Source organism: Flavobacterium granuli, assembly GCF_900129705.1.
GTDB lineage: Bacteria > Bacteroidota > Bacteroidia > Flavobacteriales > Flavobacteriaceae > Flavobacterium > Flavobacterium granuli.
The window spans coordinates 99,072-123,111 of the sequence record NZ_FQWO01000012.1; the positions used below are offsets into that span (position 1 = coordinate 99,072).

At 35.6% G+C, this 24,040-nt stretch carries 19 protein-coding genes; 12 read left to right on the plus strand and 7 right to left on the minus strand.

All coding sequences use genetic code 11. The features are described 5' to 3' along the window. Nucleotides 1-58 precede the first annotated feature (58 nt). The 3 genes from BUB25_RS14110 to hpt all read right to left on the minus strand — a co-directional run bounded on the left by BUB25_RS14110 (nt 59) and on the right by hpt (nt 2,534). The gene (locus BUB25_RS14110) at nt 59-1,333 is read right to left on the minus strand and encodes a hemolysin family protein (protein WP_072945433.1); all 1,275 of its coding nucleotides are present in this window, start codon (nt 1,331-1,333) and stop codon (nt 59-61) included. Between the two features lie 81 nt (nt 1,334-1,414). Continuing rightward, complete coding sequence (locus BUB25_RS14115) at nt 1,415-1,987, minus strand: adenylate kinase (RefSeq protein ID WP_072945435.1); 573 nt, start codon at nt 1,985-1,987, stop codon at nt 1,415-1,417. 16 nt (nt 1,988-2,003) lie between these two features. After that, nucleotides 2,004-2,534, minus strand: coding sequence for a hypoxanthine phosphoribosyltransferase (gene hpt, locus BUB25_RS14120; protein ID WP_072945437.1), 531 nt, complete (start codon nt 2,532-2,534; stop codon nt 2,004-2,006). A gap of 223 nt (nt 2,535-2,757) precedes the next feature. Between hpt and BUB25_RS14125 the strand changes: the two genes are divergently transcribed. From BUB25_RS14125 to BUB25_RS14140, 4 genes are all read left to right on the plus strand, one after another. Then, nucleotides 2,758-3,912, plus strand: a complete 1,155-nt coding sequence (locus tag BUB25_RS14125; protein WP_072945439.1) for a 5-(carboxyamino)imidazole ribonucleotide synthase — start codon at nt 2,758-2,760, stop codon at nt 3,910-3,912. Nucleotides 3,913-3,991: 79 nt separating this feature from the next. Beyond that, nucleotides 3,992-4,480 carry a 5-(carboxyamino)imidazole ribonucleotide mutase gene (purE, locus tag BUB25_RS14130; RefSeq protein WP_072945441.1) on the plus strand — a complete coding sequence of 163 codons (489 nt, stop codon included), beginning with the start codon at nt 3,992-3,994 and terminating at the stop codon, nt 4,478-4,480. Between the two features lie 105 nt (nt 4,481-4,585). After that, nucleotides 4,586-6,613: a M3 family metallopeptidase gene (locus BUB25_RS14135; protein ID WP_072945443.1), complete on the plus strand. Its 2,028-nt coding sequence runs from the start codon at nt 4,586-4,588 to the stop codon at nt 6,611-6,613. A gap of 563 nt (nt 6,614-7,176) precedes the next feature. Continuing rightward, a complete protein-coding gene (locus BUB25_RS14140; protein ID WP_072945445.1) occupies nt 7,177-9,966 on the plus strand; it encodes a T9SS type B sorting domain-containing protein in 2,790 nt (929 codons plus the stop codon). A gap of 446 nt (nt 9,967-10,412) precedes the next feature. Here BUB25_RS14140 and BUB25_RS14145 read toward each other — a convergent pair whose 3' ends face one another. After that, nucleotides 10,413-11,225, minus strand: a complete 813-nt coding sequence (locus BUB25_RS14145) for a UbiA prenyltransferase family protein (RefSeq protein WP_072945447.1) — start codon at nt 11,223-11,225, stop codon at nt 10,413-10,415. A 137-nt stretch (nt 11,226-11,362) separates the two neighbouring features. On the opposite strand from BUB25_RS14145, the gene gcvP reads away from it, so the two are divergent. The 6 genes from gcvP (at nt 11,363) to BUB25_RS14175 (ending at nt 18,747) form a co-directional block, all read left to right on the plus strand. Then, the gene (gcvP, locus tag BUB25_RS14150) at nt 11,363-14,212 is read left to right on the plus strand and encodes an aminomethyl-transferring glycine dehydrogenase (RefSeq protein WP_072945449.1); all 2,850 of its coding nucleotides are present in this window, start codon (nt 11,363-11,365) and stop codon (nt 14,210-14,212) included. 336 nt (nt 14,213-14,548) lie between these two features. Further along, nucleotides 14,549-15,607 carry a 3-oxoacyl-ACP synthase III family protein gene (locus tag BUB25_RS14155; RefSeq protein WP_072945450.1) on the plus strand — a complete coding sequence of 353 codons (1,059 nt, stop codon included), beginning with the start codon at nt 14,549-14,551 and terminating at the stop codon, nt 15,605-15,607. 186 nt (nt 15,608-15,793) lie between these two features. Beyond that, a complete protein-coding gene (locus tag BUB25_RS14160; RefSeq protein WP_072945452.1) occupies nt 15,794-16,318 on the plus strand; it encodes a methyltransferase domain-containing protein in 525 nt (174 codons plus the stop codon). After that, entirely contained in the window at nt 16,318-17,166 is an 849-nt protein-coding gene (locus BUB25_RS14165) for a glycosyltransferase family 2 protein (RefSeq protein WP_072945454.1), read from the plus strand. Before BUB25_RS14160 ends, BUB25_RS14165 begins: the two co-directional genes overlap by 1 nt. A gap of 73 nt (nt 17,167-17,239) precedes the next feature. Then, nucleotides 17,240-17,989, plus strand: a complete 750-nt coding sequence (locus tag BUB25_RS14170; RefSeq protein ID WP_072945456.1) for an MlaE family ABC transporter permease — start codon at nt 17,240-17,242, stop codon at nt 17,987-17,989. Next, nucleotides 17,986-18,747, plus strand: a complete 762-nt coding sequence (locus BUB25_RS14175) for an ABC transporter ATP-binding protein (protein WP_072945458.1) — start codon at nt 17,986-17,988, stop codon at nt 18,745-18,747. Before BUB25_RS14170 ends, BUB25_RS14175 begins: the two co-directional genes overlap by 4 nt. Nucleotides 18,748-18,766: 19 nt before the next feature. Here BUB25_RS14175 and BUB25_RS14180 read toward each other — a convergent pair whose 3' ends face one another. The 3 genes from BUB25_RS14180 to BUB25_RS14190 form a co-directional block, all read right to left on the minus strand. Then, nucleotides 18,767-19,366, minus strand: a complete 600-nt coding sequence (locus BUB25_RS14180; RefSeq protein ID WP_072945460.1) for a SprT-like domain-containing protein — start codon at nt 19,364-19,366, stop codon at nt 18,767-18,769. A 27-nt stretch (nt 19,367-19,393) separates the two neighbouring features. Next, nucleotides 19,394-20,071, minus strand: a complete 678-nt coding sequence (locus tag BUB25_RS14185; RefSeq protein WP_072945461.1) for an SDR family NAD(P)-dependent oxidoreductase — start codon at nt 20,069-20,071, stop codon at nt 19,394-19,396. A 162-nt stretch (nt 20,072-20,233) separates the two neighbouring features. Continuing rightward, on the minus strand, nt 20,234-21,373 hold the full coding sequence (locus BUB25_RS14190) for an acyl-CoA dehydrogenase family protein (protein ID WP_072945463.1): 1,140 nt from the start codon (nt 21,371-21,373) through the stop codon (nt 20,234-20,236). A gap of 590 nt (nt 21,374-21,963) precedes the next feature. Here BUB25_RS14190 and BUB25_RS14195 point away from each other — a divergent pair. After that, a complete protein-coding gene (locus tag BUB25_RS14195; protein WP_072945465.1) occupies nt 21,964-22,542 on the plus strand; it encodes a chalcone isomerase family protein in 579 nt (192 codons plus the stop codon). Nucleotides 22,543-22,710: 168 nt separating this feature from the next. Next, nucleotides 22,711-23,937: a Glu/Leu/Phe/Val dehydrogenase dimerization domain-containing protein gene (locus tag BUB25_RS14200; RefSeq protein WP_072945466.1), complete on the plus strand. Its 1,227-nt coding sequence runs from the start codon at nt 22,711-22,713 to the stop codon at nt 23,935-23,937. Nucleotides 23,938-24,040 lie beyond the last annotated feature (103 nt).

Genomic DNA, 24,040 nt, shown 5'->3' on the forward strand with positions numbered 1-24,040 from the left:
TTTAATGTTTTAAAGCTTTGACAAAACCAACTTTAAACTTTAAATCATAAACCAAATTCTATTTTCGCAATGATTTCACCATTACCTTATCAATTTTCGCGCCATCCATATCAATGACTTCTAACTCAAATTTATGCCAAACCAATTTTTCTCCTTGTTTTGGAATATGAGAAAGCTCTGTCATTATCAAACCGCTTACTGTAGTGACTTCGTAATCATTTATTAATTCGTCCAATTCAAAATAAGTCAAGAAATCGTGCAGAGAATAATGCCCGTCAACCAGCCAGGTTCCATCTTCTCTTTCGACTAATTTAAAATCTTCCTTGTAAAAATCAGACGCATCGCCCACTAAAGCTTCAAGAATATCATTCAAAGTAATTACTCCCTGAAAAACCCCGTATTCGTCAGACACAAAAGCATAATGAATTCCTGTTGCTTTAAATCTTTCCAAAGCCTTATATGCAGTAGTATACTCCATCATAAAAGGCGCTTCAGTCATGATATCGGCCAAATTGAATTTACTGTTTTCAAAATTGGCGAAAATATGTTTCAGATTGACCACCCCAACGATATCATCATAATTATCCCCGTATACAGGATAAATTGAATGCAACTCTTTGAGCATGGCTTTCCTAACCTCCTCCTTATCAGAATGCAAAGGTAAAAAAACCACTGATTTTCTATGAGTCATCAATGAATTTATTTTCCTGTCGCCAATATGAAAAACGCGCTCCACAATATCTTGCTCAATTTCCTGAACTTCACCAACTTCAGTCCCTTCCTTGATAATGGCTTTTATTTCCTCTTCGGTTACTTTTCCATCGGCAGTTGGTCTGATTTGCATAATACTCAATAAAAACTCTGTCGAATGAGTCAGCATCCATATAAAAGGAGCTGTTACAATTGAAACTACTTTCATCGGCATGGCTACTGCTTTGGCAATAGCTTCGGGATAATTTAGTCCAATTCTTTTGGGCAACAATTCCCCTAAAACCAATGAAAAAAATGTCAGTACAACCACAACTATTCCTACGGCAATAGTATTCGCGAAAGGTTTTAAAATTTCAAATGTCGCTACAAAAGTCTCTACATTGGTTGTTATTTTATCTCCGCTGTAAATCCCTGTCAGGATCCCAATTAAAGTTATCCCAATTTGAACTGTGGACAAAAATTTATTAGGAGAGTTTGCTAGATCTAAAGCTATTTCGGCGTTCTTATTCCCTTTTTTGGCAGCATTTTCTAATCGGTTTTTTCTTGCCGAAATCAAGGCGATTTCTGACATGGAGAAAACCCCATTCAATAGGATTAGAAAAAGTATTATTAGTATTTCCATTTTCTTGTTTAAGGTCTAAAGTTTAAAGCTTAATGCTGCCGAGGGCAGCTTTAAACTTTAAACATCAAACAATTTTTCAACTTATAAATTATCGATAACCGAACTCAATCGTTCTGTAATTTCCTGAATAGACCCTATACCATCTACAGCATAAAACTTCCCTTGTTCTTTGTAATACCCCATTAACGGAGCTGTTTTTTCGTTGTATTCCTGGTATCTGTTGCGAATTTTGTCTTCATCCTGATCATCGGCTCTACCAGAAGTTTTCCCTCTCTCCAGCAATCTCGCCACCAGAATCTCATCATCAGCCTCTAAAGCGATGGTAGCTGTAATTACTTCTTTTTTTGTCCCCAAAAAAGCATCTAATGCTTGCGCTTGTGCAATAGTTCTAGGAAATCCATCAAATAAAAAACCTGCCGAATTTGGATTTTTTTCCACTTCACTTTGCAACATTTTAATGGTTACTTCATCCGGAACCAAATCACCTTTATCAATAAAAGTCTGAGCTAGTTTCCCCAGTTCAGTTTCATTTTTGATATTAAATCTAAAAATATCTCCTGTTGAAAGGTGTGTCAATTTATATTTTTCTTTTAAAAACTCTGCTTGAGTTCCTTTTCCTGCGCCTGGTTTTCCAAATAAAACAATGTTAATCATAATCTGTGTTGCCTAGTTATTCTTTTAATTTATACACTTCCGGTAAATTTCTGCCCAGACCATCATAGTCCAAACCAAAACCTACAATAAATTTATTCGGAATCCTGATTCCGACATAATCTATTTTTATATCTTTTTTATAAGCCTCCGGTTTAAAAAACAGTGTGGCTATTTTAAAATGTTTTATATTTTGCTTCTTGAACAATTCCTTTAGTTCTACCAAAGTATTTCCTGTGTCAACTATATCCTCAATGACAACCACAGATCTACCGGTTAAATCCTGATTCAAACCAATCAATTGTTTCACTTCATTTGTTGAAGATGTCCCCTCATAAGAAGTCATTTTTATAAAACTTACTTCACAAGGCTTTTTATAGCTCTTCAAAAAATCAGAAACAACCATAAAAGAGCCATTTAAAACACCCACAAATACAGGGATTTCATCGGCAAAATCATCTTCGACCTGCTTTACCATCTTTGTTATTGCAAAGTCTATCTCTTTGGCAGAAATAAACGGAACAAATTGTTTATCGTGAAGTTGAATCATTATTATCTTATTTTAAAATAATTGCCAAAGATACAGAATTCGCTTTTTAGAATTGACAATTGAGTTTTAATTTTGTGGCTTTAATATCAGTTTTATTATAAAAAAACCCAAAAAAGGACTAAAAAAACAATTATTGGCCAAAATAAATTAAACAGAAAATAAAATAGCATTTCCCTATTCAAGCATTATAAAGTATCTTTGCTTTTCATAAACTTTCAACAGCATGAATTATTTTTCTTCTGATTTTAAATTAGGAATTCTAGGTGGCGGACAATTGGGTAAAATGCTTTTGTTTGACACCAGAAAATTTGATATACAAACCTATGTTTTGGATCCCAGCGATGAAGCACCTTGCAAGATTGCTTGCGATCAGTTCTTCAAAGGAGATTTGATGGATTTTGATACCGTTTACAACTTTGGAAAACAAGTGGATGTTTTGACTTTCGAAATCGAACTGGTCAACCTTGAGGCTTTAGAAAAATTAGAAAACGAAGGATTAAAAGTCTATCCTTCGCCTAAAACGCTCAAATTAATCCAAAATAAAGGAACCCAAAAGGATTTTTATACCCAACATAATATTCCCACAGCAAGCTATAAAAAGTTCAAAGACATTAAAAGTCTAGTAATAGACATTCTTGAAGCCAAAGTAAAACTGCCTTTTGTTTGGAAATGCACTGAATTTGGATACGATGGAAACGGCGTAAAAGTCATTAGACACGTCTCTGATTTGGACAACTTAGCTAATGTGGAATGCATTGCCGAAGAAATGGTGCCGTTCAAAAATGAATTGGCTGTTATCGTTTGCCGCAATCCATCAGGCGACATGAAAACCTATCCTGTAGTAGAAATGGAATTTCACCCGGAAGCCAATCAGGTGGAATATGTGATTTGTCCTGCCCGAATTGATGACAAAGTAGCCGAAAAAGCAAGAGCAATTGCCTTAGAAGTTTCGGAAAAATTCAACCATGTAGGCTTATTGGCTGTCGAAATGTTCCAAACAGAAGACGATGAAATCCTGATAAATGAAGTTGCACCGCGACCGCATAATTCAGGACATTATTCCATCGAAGCCAGTTACACATCACAGTTCGAAAACCATTTGCGTGCTATTCTTGATTTGCCATTAGGAAATACCGAAAGCAAAGTAGCCGGAATTATGGTAAACTTAGTTGGAGAAGAAGGATTTTCTGGTGATGTTGTTTACGAAAACATCGAAAAAATACTAGGATGGAACGGTGTCACACCACACATTTACGGCAAAAAACAAACACGCCCTTTCAGAAAAATGGGACATGTAACCATTGTAAATCAAAACATCAATGAAGCCCGACGAATTGCTCAGGACGTAAAAAATACGATTCGAGTAATCAGCCGTTAATTAAAAGATTGAAACATTGAAAGATTGAAACAGTCAATTTTTAAATACTTAAATCTTTAAATCTTTAAATAAAAAAAACATGAGCAAAGTAGCCATAATCATGGGAAGCATATCTGATATGCCGGTAATGCAAGAAGCCATAGACATCCTAAAAGGATTTGAAATAGAAATAGAAGTCGACATTGTTTCGGCACATAGAACGCCCGAAAAGCTGTTCGATTTCAGCCAAAACGCACATGCCCGCGGGATTTCGGTAATTATTGCCGGAGCCGGCGGAGCCGCACATTTACCGGGAATGGTTGCCTCGATGTCGCCACTTCCTGTAATTGGAGTTCCTGTAAAATCAAGCAACTCAATCGATGGCTGGGACAGCATTTTGTCTATTTTGCAAATGCCGGGCGGCGTTCCTGTAGCCACTGTAGCCTTAAACGGAGCCAAAAATGCCGGAATATTAGCCGCTCAAATCATCGGAAGTCACGATAAAAAGGTACTCGACAAAGTTATATTATACAAAACAGGCCTGAAAGATGCGGTAATTATCGCCTCTGAAAGTCTCCTAAAAAAATAATCGCTCCTGTTTTCTCAGGAGCTATTTCCCGATATCCGCTTTATTTTTTTCTTACCTAAAAGCCGGAAAAAGATACCGCCGTTATCAGAACTAAAAAACATAACAATGAGCATACTGACTACAAAATTCGACACCAAGTTCGATACCGCTCCTTTTTCGAAAATAAAAAACGAAGATTATCTTCCCGCTTTTCAAGAAGGAATCGCATTAGCCAAAGCCGAAATTGATGCGATTGTTCAAAATCAAGAGGCGCCAACTTTCAAGAATACCATCGAAGCTTTGGATTTCAGCGGCTATACTTTAGACCGGATTTCCAGCATTTTCTTCAATCTGAATTCGGCAGAAACCAATGACGAAATTCAAAAAATCGCGCAGGAAGTTTCTCCTTTACTGTCAGAATTTGGAAACGATATCCGACTTAACGCCGATTTATTTGCAAAAGTAAAAACCGTTTACGAGCAAAAATCAAGCTTAAACCTCAACCCGGAACAGACTACTTTACTGGATGAAAAATACAAAAGTTTTTCCAGAAACGGAGCCAATCTTCCGGAAGACAAAAAGATAAAACTTCGTGAAATAGACAAGGAACTCTCAAAGACAAGCCTGAAATTTGGCGAAAATGTTCTGGCAGAAACCCAAGCTTTCCAGTTGCATCTTACCGATGAAAAAGACTTATCCGGCTTGCCGGAAGGCACCATAGAAGCTGCCCGTTCTTTGGCAAAAAGCCAAGAAAAAGACGGCTGGATTTTTACCCTGGACTACCCAAGTTATGTTCCTTTTGTCACTTATGCTAACAATCGTGAACTTAGAAAAAAAATGTCCATCGCTTTTGGCGCCAAAGGCTTTCAAGACAATGAGTTTAACAACCAGGAAAATGTACTTAAAATTGCCAAACTTCGTTTTGAGCGCGCACAACTTTTAGGCTATGCTACCCACGCCCATTTTGTTCTCGAAGAACGCATGGCTGAAAGCCCTGAAAAAGTTCTGACTTTCGAAAATGATTTATTGGCCAAAGCAAAACCCGCAGCTCTTAAAGAATTTGCCGAGCTAACCGCTTTCGCCAAAAAATTGGACGGAATCGAACAATTGGAAAAGTGGGACGGCGCTTATTATTCTGAAAAGCTGAAACAGGAATTATTCAATTTGGACGATGAAAAACTAAAACCTTATTTCCAACTGGAAAAAGTGTTGGACGGAGCTTTTACAACTGCTCAAAAACTGTACGGACTTAGCTTTGAAGAAACTTTCGAAATCGACAAATACCATGACGAGGTTACCACCTACGAAGTAAAAGACATCGACAATAATCTGGTTGCCATTTTCTACGCTGATTTTTTTCCAAGAAAAGGAAAACGCAACGGCGCTTGGATGACTTCGTACAAATCTCAATTTGTAAAAGATGGTAGCAATGAAAGGCCTCATATTTCTATTGTTTGCAATTTCACCAAACCTACAGAAACCAAACCATCACTTTTAACATTTAATGAAGTGACTACTTTGTTTCATGAATTTGGTCATGCTTTACACGGCATGTTGGCCGATACCACTTATCCAAGTTTATCCGGTACCTCTGTATATTGGGATTTCGTAGAATTACCAAGTCAAATTATGGAAAACTGGTGTTATGAACCCGAGGCTTTGGCATTATTTGCCTACCATTATCAAACGGATGAAATGATTCCGATTGAATTAGTACAAAAAATCAAGGAAAGCGCTAATTTCCAGGAAGGAATAGCCACGATGCGCCAGTTGAGTTTTGGATTATTGGACATGGGATGGCACGCACAAGATCCTTCGAACATAAAAGACATAAAAGCTTTTGAAACAGAGCAATTTGCCCAAACGCAATTGTATCCTGAGGTAGCCGAAAATGCGATGAGCACTTCGTTCTCCCACATCTTTCAAGGCGGCTATTCTTCCGGTTATTACAGTTACAAATGGGCTGAAGTTCTTGACGCAGATGCTTTTGAATTCTTTAAAGAAAAAGGAATTTTCAACAGGGAAGTCGCTGATAAATTCAAAGATAATATCCTTTCAAAAGGAGGAACCGAACATCCGATAATTCTATACAAACGTTTTAGAGGTCACGAACCTAGTCCAGATGCTTTATTAAAAAGAGCCGGATTATTATAAATTGAGATTGAAACCGAAGTGAGCGCTTCGGTTTTTTTATTTTTAGTCCAAAATGCATGAACAATTTGCAACACAAACTAATGGAGACAGCTACTTAAGCCCTCATCTTAAATGATATTTCAATTGAAATTGGGGACTAGTGAGACATTAATTAGATACATTTCTCTGATTAAAATCCGCTGAAACTCAAAATTAGCGATGATATTAAAAAACATGATTGGAAAGTATTTGAGCCCTTGGACTACCACTTTTTGGAGCATCATAAAAAAAACCTATAGCAAATCTCAAGACACATATCTAAATTTAGATTATGACCAAATCCTATTGAAGATAGAACCAAAAAAAAAAGATCAGAACTATAATTAAAATTTAATTCTGACTTATTTTTAGCCTAATTTTATAATCACATTATACTGATAAGAGGTATGGAATATTTTTTCAATATTGACTGAAATTTTAAATAGACCTACAACAAAAGGCAAAATATTGAGTAATACTCATTCAATCTGTTAATATTTTATTTTTAAACGAATTATACCTACATTTGTCACTTTCCAAAATCCATGAAATTTAGCGCCTTTTTATTCTGCCTTTCTCTCCTCTTTGCAGCTCCTTCTTTTGCACAAAAAGAAGCTGCAATTTGGTATTTTGGCATTAATGCAGGTCTCGATTTTAATTCTGGCAGTCCAGTAGCACTTACAAATGGTAAATTAAGTACTGCGGAAGGTTGTGCCAGTATTTCCGACAAAAACGGAAATCTACTTTTTTATACAGATGGTTCTGTAGTATATGATAAATCTCATCAGCTTATGCAAAATGGTTTTGGATTATTAGGGCATAATTCAAGTACACAATCTGCCATAATTGTTCCAAAACCCAACAATCCCAATCTATATTATATATTTACTGTAGACGAACCCCATCCAAATAATGCAGATGATAACCCCTTAAATAATATAGATCCCCCTAATAATGGGTTAAACTACTCCCTAGTAGATTTGAGATTAAATAATGGGTTAGGCGCTATTTCCAGTGAAGAAAAAAACGTCCACCTTATAACCTATAATAAGGATAATGAAGAGGAAGTAAAATTTAAATGTTCTGAAAAAATCACAGCTATACAACATGGTGATGGTGTTTCTTTTTGGGTTATTACTCATTTTAAAAATAATTTTTATGCCTTTAAAATAAGTAGTACGGGAGTTGAACAAAAACCAGTTAAAACAACTTTTTCATCTAATATTTCCACAGGAGGATATAATAGCAATGCAATTGGATACTTGAAAGCATCCCCAAATGGCAAAAAAATAGCTATGGCTAATGCCTCGACAAGATCTTCGAATGAACTTGGCCCAAAAAATAACATTATAAGGAATACAGGAACAGTTTTGCTTTACGATTTCAATTCGACTACTGGATCGTTAGCGAACGAAATGAAACTTTTAGGAAATTCAAATCCATATGGCCTAGAGTTTTCTGCTAAGTCTAAAAAACTCTATATAACCACGAATAATTTTAACAGCGAGTCTGTAATAACTGGAAGCTCACTACTTCAATATGATTTAAAAAGTTCCAATATTGCTACTTCAAATAAAACAATCAATACGTCTTTATATGTGGCAGGTGGTTTACAACTGGGAATAGATGAAAAAATATACCGTGCCACCTACCCTATTTTGTCCGAAGGAACAACTAAATTATCTGTTATAAACAATCCTGAGTCAGATGGCACTAATTGTAATTACATGCAAAATTCTATTGATTTAAAAGCAAAAATTACAAAACTAGGTTTGCCTCCCTTCATTACATCATTGTTTCTTTACTCCTTTAACTATGAATTCAATTGTTTAGGCCAAACAACTCATTTTTATATTAATTCGGTTGAAACTATTGATAGTGTTCTCTGGGAATTTGGAGATGGCACCAGTTCTACCGATCGTGAAGCGTACCACACCTATGCAAGAGCAGGTGACTATAAAGTTATTCTAACAAAAACTGTTAATGGAGAAACAAGAGATCCTCTGGAAAAAGTAATTACAATCTATGATGCTCCAAAAGTTTTGTCAACGCCATACAAATTAACACAATGTGATACTCAAGACGCCAATCCAACAGACGGGATAAGTACTTTTAATTTGGCACTCGCAAACGAAGGAATTTGTTTAGGTGAAAAAAACTTTGAGGTTTATTATTACCACAGTATCAGTGATGCAGAGAATGACATCTACAATACACAATCAATTCCCAACATCTATAAAAACAATACTCCTGACGAACTATTACATGCAAAAATTACTCAGCCTAATTCCTCTTGTTATAGTTTAGGAAGTGTCATCCTTCATGCCAATAAAAACATTTCAATAATTCCAGAACCAATGCATGCATGTGATCTTGGAGACGGAACTGCCGCTTTTAATTTGGCAACTAAAACCCAACTAATTAAAACAGATTTAAATTTACCTACAGACGTGCGGCTGTATTTTTATCCTACTGAAAATGATAGCGCACTTGGTAAAAATGAATTAAGCGATGAATTTATATCAGTTGCCAAAACAATATATATCCGTGCAGAAAACGACGAGGGCTGTTACGGAACAGGAAAATTAGAGCTCCTTGTAGAGACCACACCACAGATTAATGTTTTAGAAAACAGAATTATATGTGAAGGAGATATCAATCCAATCGTTACACTACAACCCGAAATCATTTCTCCTTTCTCAATAAATGATTTCACCTATACATGGTCAACAGGCGAAAACACTCCCTCAATATCAATTAATAAAGAAGGAGATTATACTGTTGTCGTAAAAAACAAATCCGATTGTTCTACAACAATAAATTTTAACGTGGATGTATCCCGTTTAGCAAGAATAAATGATATAATAATCCACGATTTAAAACCAGAAAATCAAGTAACAATTGATGTGGTAAATCCAGATGATTATAAATACATGATTCAGTTCCAAAATGGAACTTCAACAACTTTCCAAAATTCACCTTTTTTTGAAAATGTTCCCGGCGGCATTCATGAATTGGTAATAGAAAACACTAATGGCTGTGGTCAAATAATAAAAGAAATAATAGTTTTACAAGCTCCAAATTACTTCACCCCTAATGGCGATGGTTATAACGATTATTGGAATATTAAAGGGATAAATGCAAATCTCGATCTGAGCACCACAATTTATATCTTTGATCGATATGGTAAACTACTTAAACAATTATCACCATCAGACCCACTAGGATGGAACGGGATATTTAATGGAGTTCCTTTACCTTCTGACGACTACTGGTTTACCGTAAAATTAGCAAATGGGAGGAAAAGCAATGGCCATTTTACTTTAAAACGATAAATGAGCTTTGGGGTCCGACTTTATAAAGAGAAAGGCCCTGGAAAGAATAAAGCTAGAAAAGTTGAAAACAAGCAAATTAAAAGTACAATTCCGCAAAACAAAAAACGTCACATAGTCAAGTTTTAAACGTGTTAAAGAAATTCAAACCGACGAAATATGCGGCTATTTCAATGATTAAAAATGCGGTTGAAAAACGAATTAAGAGCGAATTAGGGTAATTTCAAAACTATAGTTATCTCATCTTAAAATATGTCTGCAACCCCGTTAAAAATCTACCCTAAAAACATGAACGGAACCAAAATTGCAATTCGTTGCTGATTTACTTTCCACTTGATTTTTTAAAAGAACCTCTTTTTATACTTATGGAAGGAGTTTTTTAAAAGACTGGTCAAAATTTGCGTTTTTTTTTGCGATACAATTATATACGCTTCACCAAAAGCAATATTTTAAAACAAAACCACCATCAGCCACCAAAAAGCAGGGATACTTTCAACCCAAAAAGATGTGTAGTATCTGGATCTTTTTTCATTGGCAAAAACCAAAAACAAAGAGAGCAACACCACTAAAACCAAATTAACAATCAGCTGTTTCTCTATAAAATTTGTTTTCAAAAACTCCAAAAAATAAAAAGGAAGCAGCAATAACAATCCTACTATTTTTGTCCTTTTAACTCCTATTTGTTGCGGAACAGTTTTTAAATGAGGATCGTCATTGGCCAGATCCAGAATTTCAAAAATAAGAATTAAGACAAAAACCAGTATAAAACGTTGTATACATTTGAGATAAAAATCGAATCCCATGTCGACATACGCATTCAGCAAAGGCAAAACCAAAGTCACCCCTACCCAACACAAGGACACTATATAGATTTTTACACCAGCCCAGTTTCTAGCATTCTTCCTATTGGGAAAGAAAGGTAAGGTGTACAATAAGGTTAAGGCTAAAACTGCCAATGATACTAATTGGGTTATTAACTGCAATTGAAAAAAATAATAACCTACTCCCGCCAACGAAAGCAAACTCAACAATGCTATTAATTTCAACTCATTGCGCATTTTCTTTTTTGGGGTTCTGGCCAAAGCATCGTACTTCACAAAATTGTAACCCACGATAGTTCCCCAAAAAGCAAAATTAGCCATAGGCACATCGGCATTGATATGAAACATAAAATGAGTCATTCGAACCAATGCGTAAACCGATAAAGCGACATGAATGCTGCTCTTGATATAAAAATCAAACACTTGCTTAAAACTAATCATCAAACAAAATTAATCAATTGTGAAGATTTTCCTCATTAAGTTTAAAAATAGATGAAAAATCAAGCTTAAAAAGCCTTTTAAATTATTAATAATACTTAATTTTGCAGCACTAAAAAACACAACATTACTACACTTACATGAAAACAGATGCTTTTGCTTTAAGACATATTGGTCCAAGAGAAAACGACCTTCAAAATATGTTACAAACTATTGGAGTTGAATCTATTGAACAACTCATCTACGAAACACTTCCGGATGACATTCGTTTAAAAGCACCCCTAAATTTAGACCCGGCAATGACCGAATATGAATATATCAATCATATTACGCAACTGGGAAATAAAAATAAAATGTTTCAATCCTACATTGGTCTGGGATACAATCAAGCAATCGTTCCTGCGGTAATCCAAAGAAATGTTTTTGAAAACCCAGGTTGGTATACGGCTTACACACCTTATCAAGCCGAAATTGCCCAAGGTCGTCTTGAAGCAATTTTGAATTTCCAAACTATGGTTATTGAATTAACCGGAATGGAAATCGCCAATGCCTCGCTACTTGACGAAGCAACTGCAGCAGCTGAAGCAATGGCATTGTTATTTGATGTAAGAACACGCGATCAAAAGAAAGCCAACGTTTGTAAATTCTTCGTTTCTGAAGAAATTTTACCTCAAACTTTATCTGTTTTGCAAACCCGTTCTACACCTATCGGAGTAGAATTAGTAATAGGAAATCACGAAACTTTCGATTTTTCTACTGAGTTTTTTGGAGCTATGCTTCAATATCCTGGGAAATACGGTCAAGTATACGACTACGCCGATTTTATCGCTAAAGCTGCCGCAAACGAAATCAAAGTAGCCGTTGCTGCCGATATTTTAAGTTTGGCCAAACTGACTCCTCCGGGAGAAATGGGAGCCGCTGTTGTAGTAGGTACAACGCAACGTTTTGGAATCCCGTTAGGATACGGTGGTCCACACGCTGCTTATTTTGCGACTAAAGAAGAATACAAACGTAGCATGCCAGGAAGAATCATTGGGGTTACCATTGACACTAATGGGAATCGTGCTTTGCGTATGGCTTTACAAACACGTGAACAACACATCAAACGTGATAAAGCCACCTCAAACATTTGTACTGCACAAGTTTTATTATCAGTAATGGCCGGAATGTATGCGGTTTATCATGGTCCAAAAGGATTGCAATACATCGCTGACAAAGTACATGCCTCTGCTGTTTCCTTAGCAAATGAATTAGAAAAATTAGGTTTCGAACAAAGCAATACCGCTTTCTTTGATACCATCGTTATAAAGGCTGATGCCAAAAAGGTTAAAGAAATAGCAGAACAAAACGAAGTTAACTTCTATTATGTTGACGCCAATACTATTTCTATTTCTTTGAACGAGACGACAAGCATTGCCGATTTGAACAAAATCATCGGTATTTTCGCTACTGCAAAAGGAACTCAGGCTACGCCAATTGAAAGTTTATCAGAGACGAATCATTTCCCTGAAAATCTAAATCGTACTTCTTTGTTTTTACAACATGAAGTATTTAACAAATACCATTCAGAAACAGCATTGATGCGTTATATCAAAATGCTAGAACGTAAAGATTTAGCCTTAAATCATTCTATGATTTCGCTAGGTTCTTGTACAATGAAACTGAATGCTGCAGCCGAAATGTTGCCATTAAGTAATGCGCAATGGAATAACATTCACCCTTTTGCTCCTTTAGATCAAGCACAAGGATACCAAGAAATGCTTACTAAACTAGAACAGCAATTAAACGTAATCACAGGTTTCGCTGGAACTACTTTGCAGCCTAATTCAGGAGCGCAAGGAGAATATGCAGGACTGATGGTTATCCGCGCCTATCACCAATCAAGAGGAGATCACCACAGAAACATTGCTCTAATTCCATCATCTGCTCACGGAACAAATCCAGCATCAGCAGCCATGGCCGGAATGAAAGTTATTGTTACCAAAACTTTGGAGAACGGAAACATTGATGTCGAAGATTTACGTGAAAAAGCAATCTTACACAAAGATAATTTATCTTGTTTAATGGTAACTTACCCATCAACTCACGGTGTTTACGAAAGTGCCATTAAAGAAATCACCCAATTGATCCACGATAATGGCGGTCAAGTTTACATGGATGGTGCCAACATGAATGCTCAAGTAGGATTGACAAATCCAGCAACTATTGGAGCTGACGTATGTCACCTGAACTTACACAAAACTTTTGCAATTCCTCACGGAGGCGGAGGACCGGGCGTTGGGCCAATATGTGTTGCACCACAATTAGTTCCATTTTTACCAAGTAATCCTGTAATTGCTACAGGTGGAGAAAATGCAATTACCGCAATTTCTGCAGCACCTTGGGGTTCAGCTTTAGTTTGCTTAATTTCTTATGGCTATATTTCGATGTTAGGAGCCGAAGGTTTAAAAAGCGCAACTGAGCACGCGATCTTGAATGCCAATTACATCAAAGAAAAATTGAGCGGTCATTATGACACTTTATACACAGGTGAAATGGGTCGTGCTGCTCACGAAATGATATTAGAATGCCGTCCTTTCAAAGCAAAAGGAATCGAGGTTACTGATATCGCAAAACGTTTAATGGATTACGGTTTCCACGCACCAACAGTTTCTTTCCCAGTTGCCGGAACCTTGATGATTGAACCTACCGAAAGTGAAAACTTAGAAGAATTAGATCGTTTTTGTGATGCAATGATTTCCATCAGAAAAGAAATCGAAGCTTCAACTATTGAAAACAGCAACAATGTATTGAAAAATTCCCCTCATACCTTAGCCATGTTGACTACGGAAACTTGGGAGTTCCCATACACCAGAGAACAAGCTGCTTTCCCATTAGATTATATTGCCGAAAATAAATTCTGGCCTACCGTTCGTAGAGCAGATGACGCTTATGGTGACAGAAACTTAATCTGTAGCTGTGCTCCTATTGAAGCCTACATGGAGAGTTAAATCATTCTCAAAATAAATCAAAAGCCTCGTCATTATTATAAATAATTCGAGGCTTTTTCTATTCAACTCAATTAAAATCAGTTCTATTGCGTTGGTTAAAACAAAAAATCAGGCAATTCTACTTCAAATATAGATTTTATTTCAGCTCTTAAATCAATTTCTTGCTTCTTTAAATTTTCAAATAATTTTAATCAAATTGAAAACTTCATTGAAAAATTATCAGTAATTTAGCTAAAAATGCATTATTCTACAATTATATGCATGCATAGTAAATAAGATGGCTATTCTAAGTTTTTTATCTTTAAATTAGCCCTAAATTTTTTGGAAAACAAACCGATGAAAATAAAAATAACTGGAATAGGAAGTTATATTCCTGAGAAGAGAATAAGTAATACCGACTTTAGTAATCATACTTTTTTAAATGAAGACGGAACACCTTTTGGCTACGCAAATGAAGTAGTTATCAAAAAATTCAAAGGAATTACCGGAATTGAACACAGACGTTATGCCGAAGATCAATACAATTCGTCAGATTTGGCTTTTTTTGCTTCACAAAAAGCAATAGAAAACGCCGCTATTGATCCTGAAACCATAGACTACATTATTTTTGCACACAATTTTGGTGATGTCAAATGTGGAACCATACAATCTGATATGCTTCCTAGTTTAGCGACACGTGTCAAAAACAAATTGCAAATAAAAAACCCAAAATGCGTTGCTTATGATATTCTTTTTGGATGTCCTGGATGGATTGAAGGCGTTTTACAAGCAAATGCTTTTATCAAATCAGGAATGGCTAAGCGCTGTTTGGTCATTGGTTCTGAAACCTTATCAAGGGTTGTTGATGATCATGATAGAGATTCGATGATCTATTCTGACGGAGCTGGCGCTTCCATAATAGAAGCCTCTGATGATGAATCTGGTTTACTTTCTTATGAAAGTGCAACTTATGCTATGGACGAAGCAAATTATTTGTTTTTTGGAAAATCATACAATCCGGATTTAGATCCTGACACTCGTTATATAAAAATGCACGGGCGCAAAATCTATGAATTTGCATTAAGTAATGTTCCCACAGCCATGAAAAGCTGTCTGGAAAAAAGTGGTTTAGCCATTGATGATGTCAAAAAAATTCTTATTCATCAGGCCAATGAAAAAATGGATGAAGCCATTATACAACGTTTTTACAAACTCTATGACAAAGCTGTTCCCAAAGACATCATGCCTATGAGCATCCATGATTTAGGAAATAGCAGTGTAGCGACAGTTCCTACTCTTTTTGATTTATTAGTTAATAACCAAATAAAAGATCAAAAAATCAACAAAGGCGACATTCTTTTATTTGCTTCTGTTGGCGCAGGCATGAACATCAATGCTTTTGTTTACAGGTATTAGTCCGATTACAAAAGCTAAAAAATACGATCCAAAAGTCCATAGTTAAAACCATTTAACTGTGGACTTTTTTCTTCTATAATGATCAAATTACCTGCAATAAAAACTGCAAAAGAAGAAATATATCTTTGTACCTTTGAAGCCTAATTAAAATTTAAGAACGAGAGATGCTTCGTTCCAGCAAAGACTATGTACGAAAAAACGTTTCCTAATAAAAGATTCAAACACACTTTAGAATTTTTAAACAAACACATTTCAACAAGCCAAAGTATTTTAGATTTAGGCGTAGAAAATCCTTTTTCAAAAATCATGAAGGCCGAAGGATTCTCTGTCAAAAATACTAGTGGTGAAGATTTAGACATCGATCAGTCTGTATTCTCGAATGAAAAACCCGATGTCGTTACCGCTTTTGAAATCTTCGAACATTTATTGAATCCTTACACTATTTTAAACGAAATAAAATCAGACAAACTTTTTATTTCCATTCCGTTGCGATTGTGGTTTTCTTCTGCTTATCGCAGTAAAACAGATATGTGGGACAGACATTATCATGAATTTGAAGACTGGCAACTGGACTGGCTATTAGAAAAAACAGGCTGGAGAATTGTAGCCAGAGAAAAATTTACCCATCCAGTTAAAAAAATCGGTTTTCGTCCTTTATTGCGTTATTTCACAAATAGGTACTATATTGTTTATGCCGAAAAAATAAAATAATGAACTACTATATAGTTATTCCTTCTCATAATGAAGAAAAACTCATTTCACTAACCTTACAATCGCTGACAGAACAAACTGTTTTACCTAGCAAGATTGTGGTAGTCAATGATAATTCTACTGACAATACTGAAGAAGTTGTTGCCGAGTTTACTAAAAAGTATTCTTTTATTTCTCTTGTAAATAATACTTCAAATGCTATCCATATGCCTGGAAGCAAAGTGATTCAGGCTTTTCAGAAAGGATTTGAAACTCTGGATGACAACTATGACCTAATTGTAAAAATTGATGCTGACCTGATTTTTCCGAATAATTATTTTGAAACCATTATCAGGCATTTTAAATCCGACGCTTCAATTGGTATGGTTGGCGGATTTTGTTATATAGAGAAAAACGGCGAATGGATTTTAGAAAATTTAACCGACAAAGATCACATTCGCGGTGCATTAAAAGCGTACCGAAAAGAAACTTTCAAACAAATAGGTGGTTTAAAACCACAAATGGGCTGGGACACGGTTGATGAATTACTTTGCAAATTCTACAACTGGAAAGTAGTTACCGATGCTTCTTTAAAAGTAAAACATTTAAAACCTACCGGAGCCAATTACAACAAAACGGCACGCTATAAACAAGGCGAGGCTTTTTACACCTTGGGTTATGGTTTTATTATTACGGCCATTGCTTCGGCAAAATTATCTTTCATGAAAAAGAAACCTTTACTCTTTTTTGACTATATCAAAGGATTTTGGAAAGCAAAATCAGCAAAAACTTCTTTGTTAGTTACTAAGGAACAGGCCAAATTTATTCGCAACTACCGTCTGAAAAAAATGAAAGAAAAACTGTTCTAAGAGAAGAGGCACTTTTCACTATTTACTAAATACTATTCACATTTTTTGTATTTTAGCCCATATTCGCAAAACTATGATGCTCATTCGATATATAACGCAGATAGGAAGATATTTCCTGATGCTCAAAGAAATTTTCAACAAACAGACCAAATGGTCGGTGATGAGAAAACTAATATTCAAGGAAATCGATGATTTAATTATTGACTCCCTTGGTATTGTTTGCTTCATTTCATTCTTCGTTGGAGGAGTTGTTGCCATTCAAACTGCACTGAATCTTACCAATCCTTTGATTCCAAAATATCTTATTGGTTTTGCCACACGTCAATCGGTAATATTAGAATTTGCCCCTACTTTTATATCAGTAATTATGGCTGGAAAAATGGGCTCTTTTATCACCTCCAGCATAGGAACCATGCGTGTTACAGAGCAAATTGATGCGCTAGAAGTAATGGGTGTTAATTCTTTAAACTACCTTGTTTTCCCTAAAATAATCGCTTTGTTGCTTTATCCTTTTGTAATAGGAATCAGTATGTTTTTGGGTGTTCTTGGAGGCTGGATGGCTGGCGTATATGGCGGTTTTACTTCCAGTGCCGAATTTATCAATGGTGCCCAAATGGAGTTTATTCCCTTTCATATTGTTTATGCTTTTATTAAAACATTAATATTTGCCATGTTATTAGCGACAATCCCATCTTTTCACGGCTATTACATGAAAGGTGGCGCACTCGAAGTAGGTAAAGCCAGTACCGTTTCTTTTGTTTGGACATCGGTTTCGATAATTCTTTTCAATTATATATTAACTCAGTTGCTATTAGGATCATGATAGAGGTAAAAAACGTAGAAAAATCATTTGGAGACAGTAAAATCCTTAAAGGTGTTTCGACCATTTTTGAAACTGGGAAAACCAATTTAATCATTGGTCAAAGTGGCTCTGGTAAAACCGTTTTGCTAAAAAGCCTTTTGGGAATACATACCCCGGAATCTGGAACCATATCCTTTGACGGTCGAATCTATTCAGAACTTGATGCTGATGAAAAAAGAGAACTCAGAACCGAAATTGGAATGGTTTTTCAAGGAAGTGCTCTATTCGACTCGATGACCGTAGCCGAAAATGTTGCTTTCCCGTTGAAAATGTTTACTAACGACGACAAATCTAAAATTCAAGAACGGGTAGATTTTGTCCTAAAAAGAGTCAATCTTATTGATGCTCATAAAAAATTACCATCTGAAATTTCGGGAGGAATGCAAAAACGTGTTGCTATTGCTCGTGCTATTGTGAACAATCCAAAATATTTATTTTGTGACGAACCTAATTCTGGTTTAGACCCAAATACAGCCATATTAATCGATAATTTGATCAAAGAAATCACCGAAGAATACAACATCACTACCGTCATAAATACTCATGACATGAATTCGGTAATGGAAATTGGTGATAAAATCTTATTTTTAAAAAATGGCGTAAAAGCCTGGGAAGGAAATAAAGAAGAAATTTTCAGAACGGACAATGAAGCTGTTGTTGCCTTTGTTTACTCTTCTAATTTATTCAAAAAAGTAAGAGAAGCCTATTTAAAAGAATAATCAGTTCTTTTTTTCTATATTAACTCGGCAATAACTCCACCTCAGCATTGGGATTAAACAGATACATCCTTCCGGAATTTACTTCTAAGCATTCGTATCTTTTTATTCGTAGCGCTCCTTTTTTGAAAATTTTGCCGTTTTGGATTCTAAAAACACTATCGTAAGGAATCTCAAAAATGTAATTTTTGTCGTTTTGGGCATCGAATTGTTTTAGCGCCAATGCTAAAGTAGCATCTGTATCGCTGCTGGCTGTGGGATTCTTAAAATGTCTCGCCAATAAAGGCAATAAATGACTGGGAAAAATTTCCGGTCTAATAAAAGGAATCATTAATCGCTGAAAAGAATATTTCCATTCGTTGCCATGCGGCTTGATATTTCTTCCATATTTCTCAAAAGCCACTAAATGCGAAATCTCATGAATTAGCGTAATCAAAAACTTGTATTTATTCAAATTTGAATTCACCGTGATTTCATGTTTCCCGTTCAATCCTTTGCGGTAATCTCCATGCCTCGTTTGTCTCTCGTTGACAATTTTAAGATGCACCTGATTAACCACAATCAGCTCGAAAACGGGTTTTACAGCATGCTCGGGAATATATCTTGCTAAGGTTTCACTCATAATTCAAAAACTAATAATTTACCACTATTAGGGATTTGTTGAGGAAACCTGCAACACTTTTCCATTAAAATATTTATTTGCTGTCAACGTAAAATTATAAATATACTCGGCCATTTCTCCCGCAGATATTGGCGCTTCGTATCCCGGAAAAGCTTCTGCAAGCATTTCTGTTTGGACTGATCCCAAAGCCAAAACATTGAAAGCAATGCCACGTTCTTTATATTCTTCGGCCAATAATTCCGAAAGTGTGATTACGGCTCCCTTGCTTGAACTATAAGCAGCAAGTCCGGCAAACTTCAAACTGCCTTGAATCCCACCCATAGAACTAATGGTAACTACATGGCTGCCTTTTTGCAAATAAGGCAAACAAATACGAGTCAGATTGGCTACAGCAAAAACATTTACTTTGTAAATATCTTCAAAATCTTTTTGGGAGGTTTCAGCAAAAGGTTTCAGCAATAAACTTCCGGCATTATGCACAACCGCATCTACTTTTTTCCAAGATTTAGAAAGAAAATTTTCAACTTTCTCTAAATCAATCTCCGATGATAAATCAACAGATAGACAAGTGATATTTTCATGATTTATTAAGGCTTGAGGCGTTTTTCTCGAAATAGCCAATACTTGATATCCTGCGTTTGCAAATTGCAATGCCAACTCAAAACCAATCCCTCTACTCGTCCCTGTTACAATAATATTTTTCATATCGCAAAAATAAACAAAAGCCTTAAAATAACACAATCAAATCAGAGGATTGTTTTGATCTAGGTTAAGCAGTATCAGCTCTTGCTGTTTTTAACTTCCAGTTAAAAAAAATCCATCTTCAAAATTCTGAAGATGGATTTTTCAAACTAAATATCTAATCGTTTATGAAATTAACGTTCTTGAAATCACAATGCGTTGTATTTCAGAAGTTCCTTCATAAATTTGTGTAATCTTTGCATCGCGCATCATACGTTCCACATGATACTCGGCAACATAGCCGTTACCTCCGTGAATTTGAACCGCTTCAATAGTTGTATCCATTGCGGTTTGTGAAGCAAACAATTTTGCCATTGCCCCAGATTGCGAGATATCCATTCCGGCATCTTTTTCAAAAGCGGCTTTGAAACACAACATCTTTGCCGCCATAATTTGGGTCGCCATATCGGCTAATTTGAAAGCAATCGCTTGGTGTTTGAAAATTTCCTTTCCAAAGGCTTTACGCTCTTGAGAATATTTTAAAGCCAATTCATAAGCTCCGGTAGCAATTCCTAAAGCTTGAGAAGCAATCCCAATTCTTCCGCCATTTAATACCGCCATAGCGAAATTAAATCCAAAACCGTCAGCCCCAATTCTATTTTCTTTGGGCACTTTTACATCCGAAAACATCAGCGAATGCGTATCTGACCCTCGAATTCCCATTTTCTTTTCTTTTGGACCAATATCAAAACCTGCCCATCCTTTTTCAACGATAAACGCATTAATTCCTTTATGCCCTTTCTCAATATCCGTTTGAGCAATCACAATATAAGTCGAGGCAGTAGATCCATTAGTAATCCAGTTTTTGGTACCATTTAGCAAATAATGATCTCCTTTATCAATAGCGGTTGTTTTTTGCGAAGTGGCATCAGAGCCCGCTTCCGGTTCAGACAAACAAAAAGCCCCAATAACATCTCCTTTGGCCAAAGGAACCAAATATTTAAGTTTTTGCTCTTCATTGCAATACTTTTCTAGACCCGCACAAACTAAAGAGTTATTCACTGACATTACTACCGCAGAAGAAGCGTCTACTTTGGCTATCTCCGTTATCGCAAGTACATAAGAAACACTGTCCAAACCAGAGCCACCATATTTAGGATCAACCATCATTCCTAAAAATCCAAGTTCGGCCATTTTCTTTACCTGTTCGGTAGGAAATTTAGAATGCTCATCCCTTTCTATTACTCCCGGCAACAATTCATTTTGAGCAAAATCTCTAGCAGCTTGTTGTATCATTAGCTGCTCCTCGGTTAGATTAAAATCCATATCTGTATCTATATTTTATACTATTAAAATTGTAACTCCACAAATAAAAACACTTGGCGAAACCCACAGCTTGGGAATTTATATTGCCAGCTTACTTTTTTACTTTAAAATTAAATATTGTCTTGCAATACTCAAATTAACTCCTTTTTATTCAAAAAATGTCTCCAAAAATACTTTTTTTTTATGATATTACCAATTTCACTTTGTAAATTTAATAAAACAAAAACAAGCTACTATATCGTTATCGTTAACACATAAGGATCTTCGCTCAATCGTATTAATCTAAGCCGCTTTTGACAAGTCGAAATAAAATATCTAATTAATGAAAATAAAACTATACCTACATGTTTTCAAATTCATAAAAAAAACAAGTCTATTAAAGTCTCGTCTCACCATCTAATTCTAAAAATCCTATTTACAATCATAATAAACACACTATGAAGCGATTCATAATTAGATTTTTTTTATAAAACGCTCAAGACATATAAACACTCCTATTAACAGTATTTAACATGAAAAGTAATCCTATTTTACTATGAAATATAGTAATTAAAGCTAATTTTACCATAAATAATTCAATACAAAACACCATGAAGAAAATTTTATTACTGCTTAGCTTACTTTTATTGCTTCCATTTTATTCCGCTTTTGCGCAAACTCAAGTAGAAATTGACGGAGTTATTGTTCCTAGAACAATAGATTTCCAAAATAAAACCCTAACCCTAAATGGTGTTGGTGGAAGATCTAAAATGTGGGTAGAAGTTTATATTCAGGCACTATATTTATCTCGCCTTTCACAAGATGCCAAATACATTATTGAGAGTGATACTGAGATGGCCATAAGAATACACATAACCTCTTCATTAGTTTCATCTGGTAAACTGACAAGAAATTTCAACAGCGGATTTGAAAAATCGACCGGGGAGAATTTAAATTCGTTGAGACCCAAAATAGAAGCTTTTAAAAATATGTTGAGTGATCAAATTGTAAAAGACGACGTTTTTAATCTTGTTTACAATCCTATTGACACCTCTGTTTGGGTATATAAAAACGAAGTGCTAAAAGGAAAAATTGCCGGAATTGATTTCAAAAAGGCATTATTTGGTATTTGGCTTTCCGACAAACCCGTAGATGAAACCCTTAAAAATAATTTATTAGGCATTTATTAATCTGCCTCTTCAAAGAAAGCAAGTTTTCTATTTGACTTTCTGTTGCCAATAAAGCTTCTAAATCAAGCAATCAAAGGCAAAAAAATCGTCAAGTGAAATAACATCTCAAATACACATTTCGCATTATACTATTTTTTATATTTGTAAAAATTAAATATATCGCAATAAATGAAAGATTTATTAAAGAAATTTGAAAATAAAGAACCGGAAATCATTTTTAACTGGAAAGATGCCGAAACCGAAGCGGAAGGATGGACTGTCATCAACTCCCTTCGCGGCGGAGCAGCCGGTGGAGGAACAAGAATGAGAAAAGGATTGGATATGAACGAAGTTTTGTCCTTGGCCAAAACAATGGAAGTTAAATTTACCGTTTCCGGTCCAGCGATTGGCGGAGCTAAATCTGGAATTAACTTTGATCCGAACGATCCAAGAAAAAAAGGCGTGCTACAACGTTGGTACAAAGCTGTTTCTCCATTATTGAAAAGTTATTACGGTACAGGCGGTGATTTGAATGTAGATGAAATCCATGAAGTGATTCCAATGACAGAAGAATGTGGCGTTTGGCATCCGCAAGAAGGAGTGTTCAACGGTCATTTTAAACCTACCGAAGCAGATAAAATCAATAGAATAGGACAATTGCGTCAAGGCGTAGTCAAAGTAATCGAAAATCCAAAATATTCTCCCGATGTTTTCCGTAAATATACTGTTGCGGACATGATCACCGGTTTTGGCGTTGCACAGGCCGTTCGTCATTATTACACCATTTATGGCGGCGATGTAAAAGGAAAAAAAGCGATTGTCCAAGGTTTTGGTAATGTAGGTTCAGCAGCCGCTTTCTATCTTGCCGAAATGGGAGCCAAAATAATCGGGATTATTGATAGAGACGGCGGAATAATTAACGAGAACGGCTATACGTTTGAAGAAATAAAAGCTTTATTTCTTGCCAAAGACGGAAACAAGCTGGTGGCCGAGAATATGATTCCATTTGACGAAATCAATGAAAAAATATGGACAATAGGTGCTGAAATATTCACTCCTTGCGCCGCTTCCCGATTAGTAACTCAATCACAAACTGACCGTTTAATCGCCAATGGCCTAGAAGTAATTTCTTGTGGCGCCAATGTTCCTTTTGCCGACAAGGAAATTTTCTTTGGTTCCATCATGGAAGATGTGGACAGTAAGATCAGCTTAATTCCAGATTTCATTTCTAATTGCGGAATGGCAAGAGTTTTTGCTTATTTCATGGAGAAAAAAGTCCAAATGACTGATGAGGCTATTTTTCAAGACACTTCCGAAACGATCAAAAAAGCAATTGAAAAAGCCCACAATTTAAATCCAAGTAAAACAAATATCAGCGCGACCGCTTTTGAAATTGCACTGAAACAGCTTACTTAAAATAAAAAGCGCGCTTACTGCTTATTAAAACTGGACTCAAACAGATTGTAAATAATTTGTTTGATCCCAGTTTTTTTGTTTCCAATTTTAAAGCAAAAAAATC